The following is a 13854-nucleotide window of genomic DNA, read 5'->3' on the forward strand; positions in this document are numbered from 1 at the left end:
GTTTGGACGGTTCCAGCCAAGAACAACTTTGCGACAGGGCCAAAAGCCTTTGATCTTTATGAAGAGTGCTCAAACACCACACCAAGCAGCCTAGCCGAAGTCGATCAAAGCTCTGTACCTGTAGCGATAGTGGATCAAGACGGTGAGGAAATAACAGGTTATATTTTTGCCGATAACTATTTCGAACTTTATATCAACGGCAAGTTAATCGCGGTAGATACCATTCCTTTCACACCGTTTAACTCAAACATCGTCAAATTTAAGGTGAAGAAGCCTTACACGATTGCCGTGAAAGTGATTGATTGGGAAGAAAACCTAGGTCTTGGGAGCGAAGATAACCGCGGAAAGGCATACCACGCTGGTGATGGTGGCTTTATCGCGAGCTTTAGTGACGGAACCGTGACAGGACCAGACTGGCAAGCACAAACCTTTTATACCTCACCGATTTATGACCTGACTTGTTTGAGTGAAGTAGACGGGAAGCGTCTTTCTGAAAGCTGCACCACGGAAGGAACTGACCACGGTCAAGATGCCTACGCCGCTCATTGGGAAACACCAACCAACTGGATGAACCAAGAGTTCGATTCAACATCTTGGCCTCAAGCATCGGTATATTCAGAAGACGATATTGGCGTGAACAATAAAAAAGCGTACATGAACTTTATCGAAAAATTCAGTGGTGCTGGCGCAAGCTTTATCTGGTCGACAAATGTCGTTCTCGATAATGAAGTGCTGCTGAGATACGAAGTTAAGTAGCTTTATTCCTTTGTAAGCAAGCCCAGTCACAAGTATGACTGGGCTTACTACTCAAACAACTTGCTGGTGTTTCTAATTCACAGCGAACCTGATCCTAATCTTGGGTCGTTTCATTACGACGAAGTTTGCGAAGCCTTGCTTGCTCCACGCGACTTAGCTTTGTAATTGTGTAACCAGCAACAAAACAACCCGATGCACAAACCCCAAAATGCACTGCCGATCCCCAGTAAATTGGTGCCAGAAGCAGTGAATAAGAAAGTAAGCAGTGCAGGCTCTCGATAGTGGGTGTCTGCCATCGAAACAGCTAAACAATTCATTAAGGTCGGCATCACCGCTAAGCCAGCAACCGCAATGACAATCTCGGAGGGCACAGCGCTAAACAGCGACACAAATGACATCCCCATCACGCCAGCTAACAAGTAAAACCCGCCCATACAGATCCCCGCAATGTAACGTGTCTTTGGATTGCCATCCGCATTCGGGCCCATGCAAATAGCGCCCGTAATCGCAGCAAGGTTATACGCAAAGCCACCAAACGGCGCGAAAATCAAACCTGTCACCCCGGTGGTGGTAATGATCTTCGATGAATCGACTTGGTATCCATTCGCTTTTAGAACCGCAAATCCCGGTAAGTTCTGTGAAGCCATCGTCACTATAAACAGTGGGATACCGACACTGAACAACGAAAAGAACTCAAAATCGGGCGTGATGAACACTGGGGTCGTTAATCCCATAGTCACCTGACTGACATCGAGTTTGCCAAAACCCACACACATAACCAGTGCGATAATGAAAATGCTTGGGATCAGTAAATTTCCTAACCGCGCTTTCGCCAGAATAAATACAGCGAGCATGACCGCTACGACTTGTACCTCTTCCATTAACGACGTGAATAAACCTAAGCCGAATTGCAATAGAATCCCCGCGAGCATCGCAGAGGCAATCGATGTTGGAATCTGTTTTAGGACTTTCTCAAATATCCCCGCTAATCCAACTAACGTGATCAACATCGAACTGAACAAAAACACGGCCACGGCCTGATTCATTGTCAGCCCTTCAAGAGACGTGATTAACAACGCAGCTCCAGGCGTCGACCACGCTGTAACCACAGGCTTCTTGTAGTGAAACGAGAGCAGTATCGTGGTTACGCCCATGCCAATTCCCAACGCCCAAAACCATGACGCCACTTGTTCTTCGGTTGCTCCAGCACTCATTGCCGCTTGGAAAATGATCGCCGCGGCGCTCGCATAACCAATGAAAACAGCGATAAAGCCGGTACTGACGTGAGAAAATTTTAGCTTAGTCATGTTAATTTATTCCTGCGTGCGTTATAACGTCCATAGACCAAACCTAGCACTGTGCGCTATAACGCACAACTTATTTGTAAAAAACTTGTAGAGAAAATATGCAAACAGAAATTAAAGTTGGTGTTAACTTGAAACGCCTTCGCCAAGAAAAAGGCTGGAGCTTAGACAAAACAGCGAAAGAAACTGGCGTAAGCAAAGCAATGCTAGGACAAATTGAACGTGGAGAATCCAGCCCGACAGTCGCTAAGCTCTGGCAGATAGCTTCTAGGTTCGAGGTGTCACTTTCAAGCTTTATCGCTGCTAGCCCAAACAGTGAACTGACGAGTTTATTCAGAGACGCAAACGAACTAAGACATGAGGAATACAACATTGGCTTTTTCGTCAGTTTGTTGTTTCCTTTTGAGGAAGCACTAGGATTTGAAATATTCGAACTCACCCTAGCACCCGATTACCAGCATGAATCCGCCCCACATAACGCAGGCGTCACTGAGCACATCTTATGCATTTCAGGAGAGATGGCCGTGATGTTTGATGATGAGTGGCATACGTTACGCGCAGGACAAGCTGTTCGCTTTAATGCTAACCAGAGCCATGGCTACAAAAATATCGGTGAAGGAAACGCCGTATTTCATAATGTGATTCACTACCCTAATAACAAGCAATAGTGCCGCATTTGGCGCTAACGGCTATTTAGCTCTAACCGGATGTTCAACGCTAACGAAAGAGCAGGCATCCCACTGGCTAGTATCACCTTAGAACGACTATACGTTGACAACCATGCTGCCATCTTCTGCTTGATAACGAGCCCATAGTTGAGAAAGGTTTTCTTTATTAAGCTGTATCTCTTTTTCTTTCAGAAACGCTTCGTTATGCAGCTTCGAATACGAGCGCTCAGCAAGGTCACAGCTAAATGTAACGATGGTTTTCCCTTTCCCCATTCTAGCTGCAGCGTATAGCGCACCTGCTACGTTCAACGACGAACTGCTTCCTAGAAGAATACCGTCATGTTCCGCAACAAGGCGGGATATCGTCACCAAATCCTGATCGGGAAGCGTGATTGCACGATTGATTTTTGCCTGCCTGAAATTTTCAACCGTTCGCATGATCCCTATGCCTTCCGTGAACGAACTTCCCGTTGATTGATAGTGTCCATTACGTAGAAACGAATAAATGCCAGACCCATTTGGGTCAACTAACCAAGTTTCGAGGTTGGGTTTCTGCTCAGATAGATAATGTGAGTTTCCGGCAATGGTTCCGCCAGTCCCTACCACCGACACTAGAGCATCAATATTCCCTTGGGTTTGCTGCCATATTTCCGGTCCAGTATTTAAATAGTGCGCTCGATAATTACTGAGATTTTCGAACTGATCTGCCCACCAATAATCTTCATTTTCGACACCAATCCGTTTGGCCGTGTGGTAAAAGTGTTCAGGGTTTGCAAAAGGACAAGGGTCGACCAATAACAGTTCAGCGTTATAAAGCGAGATCATACGCTCTTTCTCTTGTGCCTGCCCTTTTGGCATCACCACCAACATTTTGTAACCGAGGGATTTAGCGACTAGAGCAAGGCCGATTCCCGTATTTCCTGCAGTACCTTCGACGATTGTCATTCCCGGCTTAAGCTTACCGGCTTCTATTGCATCCATAACCAACTGAAGTGCCGCTCTATCTTTAATCGAACCACCCGGGTTCTGGTGTTCGCACTTAATAAGAATCTCACAACCTGATATCTCTGAAAGACTGTTGATTCTAACAAGATCGGTATCGCCAATCAGTTCACTGAGATTGTTTGCAATATGGGCAGATGACATCGCGACTCCATTTATTTGTTGAGGATAGGTTTGTTCATCGATTGGGTTGTCGATGATCATAAGCGTAGCTCTGGGGTCTGCTTAGTCAAGAAGTGCCGGAATTGAAAAGACTCTCATTTTCCAAATAGCAATTATAATTAGGGGTGACCGATTAGATTGAGGGCAAAAAAATGTTTCTAAAAGAGAAAAAGAGCGGTGACCTCGTTGATGTAACTGAAATGACCAAATTAACCAACTTATTTCAAGACAGTATCGAAGGTCGGTTTCAAGCAGGTGAAGAACAGCAAGACCCTGAGATGTTTAAAAAGTCCGAACTGATGTTTATGTCAGGGGAAGAGTTACCTCGATGCTGGACAGATCCAAACTACCGCTCAGGGACTAAATAACCTAAGCGCTTCCAGAGCACCCGATGAGTCGCAATTGAAACTCTGTTCTAAAACTGTTTGACGAACGCCTCATAAGCTATCCCCCCGTTAAAACGTTCAGACGCATCTTTACTAGACACAAAAAAGCGAGCCACTTGAGCTCGCTTTTCGTTATCTAATTTTCTTAGACTCTATTACAGAAGTTCTACTGACTGTTGAGCGACAACGAGTTCTTCGTTGGTTGGCAAGCTATTAGAATCGCACCTATTAACACGGATTTGGACAATTCTGAGTCAGTGAGTTTACTAATTTAGCTTGTTTCGGATAACTTTTAGTACTCCAACGCACAAACAGCTATCGCTTCTCACGATGGCTGATATGCACGAGATGGACAAAACCAAGCAATCTCTATCTATGGCATTGGATTCGCTTTATGCAGAATGTTTCGCTGAACATGCAAAATGGAACTAGACCCGAAAACGCCCTAGATATTCAGCCCTAGAGATATTAAGTCTTTTTCACATTGGCCTATATCTTCAAATTGAATTGCATGCATACCAACAGACTTTGCTCCTTCCACGTTGTAAAGCATGTCATCAATAAACACGGTCTCTGAAGCTATAAGTTCGTACTTATTGAGTAACAAGTGATAAATTTCTGGTTGAGGTTTCAGCATGCCCACTTCCGCCGATACTATCGCTCCATCAAATAGCGGCCAAAATGAGTAGGTTGACTTTAAGTAGGCTACTATTTCGTGAACGTTATCCGTTAGTGCATAGACACCATAACCTGCACTCTTAATGCGTTGAATGAGAGCAATGGAACCAACTATTAGACGTTGAGTCTGCTTTACATAATAAAACAGCTCTTCACACTCCTGCTCTGAGAACCCGAGAATCTGCTGATACTGAGTTTTGGCTTCTGTTTCTGATATGAGTCCTTTGTTCAAATCTATCCACGTCTGGGATTGGAAGGTTGCTTTGGCAAGTTGTTGATGATCTTCACTCTCCACAAAAGTGAGTCGAGTAATTTCTAAAGGATCCCAACGAACAATCACGTTGCCAACGTCGAAAACAATGTTCCTTACTTTTGGTTGAGCCATAGTTTTATACCTGAATGAATTGGTCGTTTAGACATGCTGATACATCAAAGTAATCCCTTGCTGATGTAACTCCATTTATAGTGGGTTGTGTGGGAGCAACAGCGGTAATATTAACAACATCACACCCAGCGCTTAGGGCGGATTGGATACCTGCTAGAGCATCTTCAAAAACAAGACAATGCTCAGGGAGCACTCTTAGTTTTTCGGCCGCTAGCTTGTAACCTTCTGGGTCAGGCTTTCCTTTTTGTACATCCTCTACGGTAACCAATATTTGAGGGACTGGAATTGAGGCAGCCATCAATCGTTGAACGGCCAATTCTCTTGGTGCAGACGTATATATTGCCCAGTCGTGATCGTTTAACTTGTTCAGGAAAGCAATCGCTCCGCGTATAGGTTTTACAGAATCGACATTGTCCAATTCTATTGCTTCCAGCTTAGCAACTTCTTGTTTGATATTAAGGTGGGGCATCAGCTCTTTGATGACGTCGTCCGCTGGGCGACCATGAGATATGGCTAAAATGCGATCGACATTGATGTTATGTTCTAGCGCCCATAGACTCCATGATTTTTCGACAGCGTCCTTTGAATCGACAAGTGTTCCATCCATATCAAAGATGAATTTTGCATAGTTCTTCATTCTTTCAACCTCTTTAAGTTGTTGTTAGTTTTGTTTTTGAGGTTAGCTAAGCTCTTGGGACTATTATTCGGTATATTTCGCGCTTTTAGTCGCACTATTTGGACATTAAGTGATACTATTTCGACAATATTTAAAGGCAGTATTTATTGGATCTAGGCAGAATGAGACCTATACCGACGAAAAGCTTGATACGTCCAGGCTACTCTTGGAGACATCATTTAGATGACTCTCCCTTAGAGTTATTGAAAGCTCATTTTCACAGTGAGTTTGAATTCCTGTTGCTGGATCACTACCAAGGCGTAATCAGGATTGGAAGTGTTGATATAGATGTCACTTCGTGTTCTTTGTTCTTGATTCCTCCAGAATTACCCCATGATTTAAGAGGCTTAGTAGCAAATAGTAAAAAGCTTCCCCCCGAGAGGTACAGTCTATGGGTTGATAAAGAATGGGTGTCGAATATGTTGATGCACTGTAAGGAAATGAGAAAGCTATACAGCATACTTGGTGATGGCTTATCCATTCAATTTTCCCGATCAACGGCTGTCGAAGTGAAAAAAGTCATCAACCAGATTGATTATAAAACCTCAAGCCTAGAGCAGCTATCGGTGCTTTTTCGTGTTTTTTCAGTGGTAACTCAAGACAAGAACCCCGTGACTTTAGGCTCTTCTGAACATGTTAAATTTGAGTCTGAAAAAGATAGAATTGAAGCACTATCTGAATATTTGAATCAGCACTATGCCCAAGATATTTCGTTGCATGATTTGTCTCAGCATATTTTTTGTTGTGAGCGAACGGTAAATCGTATTTTTATTCGTCATTTTGGCGAAACATTTAGTCAAAGGCTGAAAAAAATACGATTGAGCCATGCTGCTAGGTTGTTAGAAACGTCTAGCCTGAAAGTCAGTCATATATGCCAAATGGTTGGATACAATAATCCTTCAAATTTTAATCGGTTATTCAAGAGCTACAAAGGAATAACACCTAGGGAATACCGAGATAAATTTTCTAGTAAATAGCAGATAGTACTATGTATTCAGATAGTTGTTCACCAGTTAACACAAGTGAGTAGCTCACTCGTTTGTTCATTAACGCCTTATCACGCCCAAAGAAATTGCATAACAATGCAAGCGGAAGTTGTCGGATAGAAGTGTCGATTTTGCACATAAATGAGAGATGCTGAGAACCGTTGTTCCGCACTCAGTCATAACTACAAGTATCGGAAATTCAGCAGCGTGATCCATTGGTTAGTCATTGCACTAAGGCGGAATGGGGCAAAAGTGAGTTAACTCTAGCCTCGCAGACTCGAAGATCTACTAGACGAAAAAAGTATCGTTCGGGATGATTTAACCAACATATAAAACAAAAAAAGCGAGCCACTTGGGCTCGCTTTTCATTATCTGATTTTCTCAGACTCTATTAAAGAAGTTCTACTGACTGTTGAGCAATTACGAATTCTTCGTTGGTTGGGATAACCATTGCTACCGCGTCTAACATTTCAGACTTAGCGATGATGCCTTCAGCACCAAAGCGAGCAGATTCGTTACCTGCTACATCTTCAACGAAACCTAGAATCTTAAGGTTGTTTAGGATTTCACGACGAATTGGTAGAGAGTTCTCACCGATACCACCAGTGAAGATGATGCCGTCTAAAGAGTCTAACGTTGCAAGGTAAGAAGCAATGTATTTTGATACGCGGTAAGTAAACACCTCAAACGCAAGCTTAGCGCCTTCATGGCCCTCTTCCATTGCTTCTAAGATGCCACGAGCATCGCTCGTAAGACCAGACACGCCAAGGAAGCCAGACTCCTTGTTTAGAGAGTTAAATACTTGCTCTTGTGACCAGCCTTTCTTAAGTAGGTATTCGATGATGCCTGGGTCTAAGTCACCACAACGTGTGCCCATCATAAGGCCAGAAAGTGGTGTGAAGCCCATTGAAGTATCAACACTGTTACCGTCTTTGATTGCACAGACAGATGCGCCGTTACCTAGGTGAACAGAGATGAAGCTCGATTTTTCGATAGGCTTGTTTACCATTTTCGCAGCTTCACGACTCACGAAGTAGTGGCTCGTACCGTGGAAACCGTAACGACGTACGCCGAAGTCTGTGTATAGCTCTTTTGCGATTGCACCAGTGAATGCACGTTGTGGCATTGTTTGGTGGAAAGCCGTATCAAATACAGCAAATTGAGGTAGAGAAGGAAAAGCTTCAATCGCAGCACGGATGCCGACAGCACCTGCAGGGTTATGAAGAGGAGCTAGGTCAGATAGGCTTTCAATTTCGTTCGTTACTTCTTCAGTAATACGAACGGTTTGAGTGAACTTCTCACCACCGTGAACGATACGGTGACCGATAGCCACGATATCAGCAGTGAAGCCTAGATCTTCCATCAGGCCAACCAATTTGCCAATGGCAATTTTGTGGTGGTTATCTTCGCCTTGAATGGCAATTTCAGTTTTCTCGCCTTGATATTTCCAGCTCATACGAGCATCTTCAAGACCAAAACACTCCCCTAGGCCACTTAATACTGCTTCACCAGAAACAGAATCGATTACAGCAAATTTTAGGGATGAACTACCCGAGTTAATAACCAGAACAAACGAATTAGACATTGGATATGGATCCTGTTTCAGTACGAATTGGATGAAGTGTTTACTTCAATTTTAGTTAAGCCCATTATTCAATAATTTTTGAATCTTTCAACTTTTGTTTTGAAAAAATCACTAAATGAACACAATTAAGTTGATCTTAGTCATCAAATTATTTATTTCGAGAGCGAAATTAAAAAATAGTTGAATAAGAAAATTAATGAACAGGTGACGCAAACGAGTGCTCACGTTATTTTTAACTTGATTCAGTTAATTAGAGCGACTCGAACGAATGCGGGTAATCCGCTTAGAAAACAACCACCCTTCCCTTTCGTCTGCTTATCATTACCGATAACTTTTTGCTCGATTTCTCAATTGCTCAGTGTTTGCATCAAAAAGCTCACTGGAATTGAAAGTAGTGATTTGATTGCCTTCGAGCACAACTCTACAAATAGATACACTGTAACGTCGCTTAGATAGCCTTCACACTTTGTTTTAGTATCTTGTAGCACGTTCTTTAACGTATAGGCTTAGAACGCGATACAGCTAAGTTTAGGCACTAATATTAGTTCTAGGCGCGATGTCTAGTTACATGGACGAAGCATAGTTACAGGGACGAAGCTTGATTAAAGTAAGCTGGCTACGAATATCGAGCCAACCAAAGCTTAAGTTCAAATAGCAGGCACAAAAAAGCCGAGCATTACGCTCGGCTTTTAAATTCAGTGTCTAGACTAAAGCGTCTAAGCGACAGGTTGATTAACCTTCGTTACGCTCTGGACGACGACCACGGTTACCACCGCCATTGCCGTTACCATGGCCACGTTCGCCACGGAAGTTACCACGGTGATCGCCACCACGGTTACGGTCGAAACGACGTTCGCCATCACGTCCGCCAGCAGAGTTACCATCGCGAGCACCATCACGGTTGCCACGGTATCCACCACGACCGCCTTCACGGTTACCACCTTCGCGGTTGCCGCCTTCACGGTTACCACGGTAGCCGCCACCATCACGACCGCCACGGTTGCCACCACGGTTGCCATCACGACCGCCGCCACCACGACGAGGCTCACGGAAGTCGTTGAAATCAACAACTACAGCGCCAGCTTCTTTTTGACGAATACGAAGTTTGCTTAGCTTACCAGCAGTTTCAGAGTTCATTGCTTTTGGCAGTTGAACGTAAGTAGAACCTTGGTCTAGCTTGATAGCACCGATAGAACCTTTAGTTAGGCCAAGTTCGTTTGCTAGTGCGCCAACGATGTCTTTAACCTGAACGCCTTGCTCACGGCCAACTTGTAGTTGGTAAGTATCCCAATCTTGAGTATTGAAGTTGCGACCACCACCGTCACGGCCGTTGTCACGATCTTCACGACGCTCTTTGCGACGGTTCTTATCACGCTCAATAGCAGCGATCATTGGGTCTTCGCCAACGTAGAATAGTGGGCTCTTACCTTGCTGACGCTTAAGAAGCATTGCAGCTAGAGTAGCAGCATCAACTTCTAGAGACTCTTGAAGAGTAGAGATAAGACCTGCAAAGTTTTCTAGTGCTTTGCTTTCTTTCTCAGTTTCAAGTTCAGCGCCAAGCTTAGCAACACGTGCAGCAGCAACTTGGTCACGTAGAGGAAGTTGGATTTCTTCCATTTGAGACTTAGTTACGCGCTCGATTGTGCGAAGCATGCGAATTTGGTTAGTGCGAACTAGTAGGATCGCTTTACCTTTACGTCCAGCACGGCCTGTACGACCAATACGGTGGATGTAAGATTCAACATCGAATGGGATGTCGTAGTTGAATACGTGAGTGATACGTGGAACATCAAGACCACGAGCTACAACGTCAGTTGCAACTAGGATGTCGATAACACCTTGTTTGATGTGGTCAACAGTACGCTCACGTAGAGACTGAGGAATATCACCGTGCAGTGCAGCAGCTTTGAAGCCACGTGCAGATAGCCAATCAGCTAGACGCTCAGTGTCTTGACGAGTACGTACGAATACGATTGACGCGTCAGTTTCTTCAGTTTCTAGAAGACGAGACATTGCTTCGTCTTTTTCTACGCCTTTAACAACCCAGAAGTTCTGCGCTACTTTATCAACTGTGTGGTTAGTACCAGCAACGTCAACTTTAGCCGGGTTACGTAGGTAACGGTCAACAATAGTCTTAACCATTGGAGGCATAGTTGCAGAGAAAAGTACACGTTGTGCAGATTCTGGAGCTTGCTCTAGGATCCAAGTAACGTCATCTACGAAGCCCATTTTTAGCATTTCATCTGCTTCATCAAGAACAAATGTGTGTGCTTCATCTAGGTGTAGACGGTCACGAGTTAGTAAGTCTTTAACACGACCTGGAGTACCAACAACAATGTGAGCACCGCGGCTTAGAGCACGCATTTGGTCAACAATTGAAGCACCACCGTAGATTTCAATAACCTTAAGACCTTTGATATCACGGCCAAGGTTTTTGATTTCCGCAGCAACTTGAATCGCTAGCTCACGAGTAGGAGCCATGATGATTGCTTGTGGTTTGTGTTGGTTCAGGTTAATTTTGTTAAGTAAAGGCAGAGAGAATGCTGCTGTTTTACCAGTACCAGTCTGTGCTTTACCTAGTGCGTCACGGCCTTCAAGAAGAAGAGGAATAGCTGCTGCTTGGATTGGAGTCGGAGAAACGAAACCCATGCTATCAAGAGCTGAAAGAATGTTATCGTTTAGGGCTAATTCATTAAATTGAATTACAGATTCGGACATTGGGATCCCACTATATATAAGTAAACAAAAGGTCCCGGGAGCTCTATCAATTCCAATACTGATCCAATCAGATACTGATTCCATTCAGAGTTACGAAGCAGTAATAAAACACTTCAAGCCATTAGGGACGTCTAAGGGAGGCGGATTATTCCCTAAATGCATAAAAAAAGCCAGAAAAAATTGAAATACATCACATATTTTTCGGTTTTCTATCAATACTGGCTATCATATCGTCAAAACTTGATGAATATCTCGTCAGGGCGATAGAGTTCGACCAAATTGATAGAGTTAAATAAGAGGGCAATTAATTTACGCTCTCTTCGGCTTTAAGTAGTAATCGGGCCTCGCAATGATTATAGTGTGCTCAATTGTTCTCGTTAGATAAAAGTAAGATGTTTCAAGATAATCCTCTACTCGCTCAGCTCAAGCAGCAAATCCAAGAAACCCTCCCTAAAAAGGAAGGTACCATCAAAGCCACTGAAAAAGGCTTTGGTTTTCTCGAAGTTGATAGCAAAACAAGCTTCTTTATCCCGCCTCCGTACATGAAGAAATGTGTGCACGGTGACAAGGTGATTGCCATCATTCGCACAGAGAAAGAGCGCGAAGTAGCTGAGCCTGAGGAATTGGTTGAACAAGGTCTTACTCGCTTTATTGCGCGAGTTAAGCTTTTCAAAGGCCGATTGAACGTTGTTCCAGATCACCCGCAGCTCAAAAAACTGCAACTTAAAGCGAAAGCAATGAAGGGTCTAAACCCTGAAACGCTTAAAGAAGGTGACTGGGTTGTTGCTCATATCGTTCAACACCCATTAAAAGGTGACAATGGCTTCTTGGCTCAGATCTCTGAGAAAATCACAGACGCTGACGACAAGATTGCACCTTGGTGGGTAACACTGGCACAAAACGATCTACCAAACAGCGAACCTGAAGGCATCGACAACTGGCTAATCAACGATGACGCCGATCTTGAACGTGTAGACATGACGCACGTCCCTTTTGTGACTATCGATGGCGAAAGCACAAAAGATATGGATGACGCGCTTTACGCGAAGAAGAAAGAGAACGGTGATTTTGAACTGACTATCGCAATTGCTGATCCAACGGCTTACATCTCTCCAGATGATGCGATGGATAAAGTGGCTCGCGAGCGCGGTTTCACTATCTACCTTCCTGGTCGTAACATTCCAATGTTGCCTCGTGATCTTGCTGACAACCTATGTTCACTGATCGAGAACGAAGTTCGTCCTGCACTTTGCTGCACAGTAACGGTATCTAAAGATGGCGTTATCGGTGATGACATTAACTTCTTCGCTGCGAACATCAAATCTCATGCTCGTCTTGCTTACGACAACGTATCAGACTGGCTAGAAACAGGCGCATCAGAGAAATGGCAACCATCAGAAGAGATTGCTGCAATTGTTTCTGATCTTCACCAATTTGCTCAAGCACGTTCAGCATGGCGCTCAGCAAACGCTGTTGTGTTCCCAGACCGCCCTGACTACCGCTTTGAACTGAGCGAAGATAACGATGTTGTTGCTATCCATGCTGACATGCGTCGTAGCGCAAACAAGCTGGTTGAAGAATCAATGATCAGCGCGAACATCTGTGCGGGCCGAGTGCTAAAAGAGAGCTTCAACCAAGGTGTGTTTAACTGCCACTCTGGTTTCAAGGCTGAGAAAGTCTCTGACGTTCTTGAACTGGTAAACCCACAAGCGGAAACACCGTTCACTGAAGAGCAAATCGTTTCTCTAGAAGGTTTTGCTACTCTGCGTCGTTGGTTAGGTTCTTTAGACAACAGCTACTACGACAACCGTATTCGTAAATTCCAAGCGTACAGCGAGATCAGCAATGAGCCTGCTCCGCACTACGCGATGGGTTTAGATATTTACGCAACTTGGACTTCTCCAATTCGTAAATATGGCGACATGATTAACCACCGTATGCTGAAAGCACACATCTTAGGTAAAGCGCCAATTCAAACACCAGATGAAACCATTGGTGATGAACTTGCTCTGCACCGCCGTCACCACGGCATGGCTGAGCGTAATGTTGGCGATTGGTTGTATGCTCGCACTCTAGCCAATTCTCCAGCAGAAGAAACTCGTTTCCAAGCTGAGATTTTCGATATTAACCGTGCAGGTATGCGTGTACGTTTACTTGAAAATGGTGCAGCTGCATTTATCCCTGGATCTCTCATTCTTAATAATAAAGAAAGAATAGAGTGCAACGGTGATATGGGTACTGTATCTATCGATAAAGAAATGGTATACAAACTGGGAGACGTTTTAGAAGTAGTTCTCTCAGAAGTTAATCAGGAAAACCGTAACTTAGTAGCAAAACCTACTCAAGTATTTGCGGACTTGCCTAGCGAGCCTGAAACGACAAACGAAACCGAAGCTTAAAGGCTTTAACAGCTACGACTTTCAAGGTCAAAAGCTTCAAAGGTTCACTTCTAAAGGCGCTAATTATTAGCGCCTTTTTTGTAAATGTCTCATGCTTAAACAATACTTAAAAAAAACAATCAATAAGCAATCAATTTACAACGTCAAAG

The 13854-nt window shown here is 43.9% G+C and carries 11 protein-coding genes; 5 read left to right on the forward strand and 6 right to left on the reverse strand.

What is annotated here, in order from left to right:
* On the forward strand, positions 1-756 hold a 756-nt coding region (locus tag IQQ51_RS18470; RefSeq protein ID WP_228012988.1), incomplete at its 5' end, for a hypothetical protein.
* A gap of 113 nt (positions 757-869) precedes the next feature.
* On the opposite strand, the gene IQQ51_RS18475 is transcribed toward IQQ51_RS18470, so the two are convergent.
* Complete coding sequence (locus IQQ51_RS18475) at positions 870-2063, reverse strand: benzoate/H(+) symporter BenE family transporter (protein ID WP_193841781.1); 1194 nt, start codon at positions 2061-2063, stop codon at positions 870-872.
* A gap of 98 nt (positions 2064-2161) precedes the next feature.
* Between IQQ51_RS18475 and IQQ51_RS18480 the strand changes: the two genes are divergently transcribed.
* Positions 2162-2728, forward strand: coding sequence for a helix-turn-helix domain-containing protein (locus IQQ51_RS18480; protein WP_193841782.1), 567 nt, complete (start codon positions 2162-2164; stop codon positions 2726-2728).
* A gap of 96 nt (positions 2729-2824) precedes the next feature.
* Here the strand turns inward: IQQ51_RS18480 and IQQ51_RS18485 are convergent, their stop codons facing one another.
* Positions 2825-3874 carry a cysteine synthase A gene (locus IQQ51_RS18485; RefSeq protein WP_050633042.1) on the reverse strand — a complete coding sequence of 350 codons (1050 nt, stop codon included), beginning with the start codon at positions 3872-3874 and terminating at the stop codon, positions 2825-2827.
* A 170-nt stretch (positions 3875-4044) separates the two neighbouring features.
* Between IQQ51_RS18485 and IQQ51_RS18490 the strand changes: the two genes are divergently transcribed.
* Entirely contained in the window at positions 4045-4260 is a 216-nt protein-coding gene (locus IQQ51_RS18490; RefSeq protein ID WP_017067490.1) for a hypothetical protein, read from the forward strand.
* 463 nt (positions 4261-4723) lie between these two features.
* Here the strand turns inward: IQQ51_RS18490 and IQQ51_RS18495 are convergent, their stop codons facing one another.
* Positions 4724-5341 carry an HAD family hydrolase gene (locus tag IQQ51_RS18495; RefSeq protein WP_029827040.1) on the reverse strand — a complete coding sequence of 206 codons (618 nt, stop codon included), beginning with the start codon at positions 5339-5341 and terminating at the stop codon, positions 4724-4726.
* A gap of 4 nt (positions 5342-5345) precedes the next feature.
* Positions 5346-5978, reverse strand: a complete 633-nt coding sequence (locus IQQ51_RS18500; RefSeq protein WP_050632933.1) for an HAD-IA family hydrolase — start codon at positions 5976-5978, stop codon at positions 5346-5348.
* 161 nt (positions 5979-6139) lie between these two features.
* On the opposite strand from IQQ51_RS18500, the gene IQQ51_RS18505 reads away from it, so the two are divergent.
* A complete protein-coding gene (locus tag IQQ51_RS18505) occupies positions 6140-6994 on the forward strand; it encodes an AraC family transcriptional regulator (protein WP_193841783.1) in 855 nt (284 codons plus the stop codon).
* 400 nt (positions 6995-7394) lie between these two features.
* Here IQQ51_RS18505 and IQQ51_RS18510 read toward each other — a convergent pair whose 3' ends face one another.
* On the reverse strand, positions 7395-8588 hold the full coding sequence (locus IQQ51_RS18510) for an acetate/propionate family kinase (protein WP_048614814.1): 1194 nt from the start codon (positions 8586-8588) through the stop codon (positions 7395-7397).
* Between the two features lie 732 nt (positions 8589-9320).
* A complete protein-coding gene (locus tag IQQ51_RS18515; protein WP_080582207.1) occupies positions 9321-11390 on the reverse strand; it encodes a DEAD/DEAH box helicase in 2070 nt (689 codons plus the stop codon).
* 308 nt (positions 11391-11698) lie between these two features.
* Here IQQ51_RS18515 and rnb point away from each other — a divergent pair, with 308 nt between their 5' ends.
* Positions 11699-13705: an exoribonuclease II gene (gene rnb, locus IQQ51_RS18520; protein WP_193841784.1), complete on the forward strand. Its 2007-nt coding sequence runs from the start codon at positions 11699-11701 to the stop codon at positions 13703-13705.
* Positions 13706-13854: the final 149 nt, after the last annotated feature.

Origin of the sequence: Vibrio sp. OPT18, assembly GCF_015163615.1 — a bacterium.
GTDB classification, from domain to species: domain Bacteria; phylum Pseudomonadota; class Gammaproteobacteria; order Enterobacterales; family Vibrionaceae; genus Vibrio; species Vibrio coralliirubri.

Excerpts from the sequence above, each read along its gene's own strand:
- IQQ51_RS18490 (WP_017067490.1), top strand. The coding sequence starts at position 4,045 with ATGTTTCTAAAAGAGAAAAAGAGCGGTGACCTCGTTGATGTAACTGAA.
- IQQ51_RS18480 (WP_193841782.1), top strand. The coding sequence starts at position 2,162 with ATGCAAACAGAAATTAAAGTTGGTGTTAACTTGAAACGCCTTCGCCAA.
- IQQ51_RS18515 (WP_080582207.1), bottom strand. The coding sequence starts at position 11,390 with ATGGAATCAGTATCTGATTGGATCAGTATTGGAATTGATAGAGCTCCC.
- IQQ51_RS18505 (WP_193841783.1), top strand. The coding sequence starts at position 6,140 with ATGAGACCTATACCGACGAAAAGCTTGATACGTCCAGGCTACTCTTGG.
- IQQ51_RS18475 (WP_193841781.1), bottom strand. The coding sequence starts at position 2,063 with ATGACTAAGCTAAAATTTTCTCACGTCAGTACCGGCTTTATCGCTGTT.
- IQQ51_RS18485 (WP_050633042.1), bottom strand. The coding sequence starts at position 3,874 with ATGTCATCTGCCCATATTGCAAACAATCTCAGTGAACTGATTGGCGAT.
- IQQ51_RS18500 (WP_050632933.1), bottom strand. The coding sequence starts at position 5,978 with ATGAAGAACTATGCAAAATTCATCTTTGATATGGATGGAACACTTGTC.
- IQQ51_RS18495 (WP_029827040.1), bottom strand. The coding sequence starts at position 5,341 with ATGGCTCAACCAAAAGTAAGGAACATTGTTTTCGACGTTGGCAACGTG.
- rnb (WP_193841784.1), top strand. The coding sequence starts at position 11,699 with ATGTTTCAAGATAATCCTCTACTCGCTCAGCTCAAGCAGCAAATCCAA.
- IQQ51_RS18510 (WP_048614814.1), bottom strand. The coding sequence starts at position 8,588 with ATGTCTAATTCGTTTGTTCTGGTTATTAACTCGGGTAGTTCATCCCTA.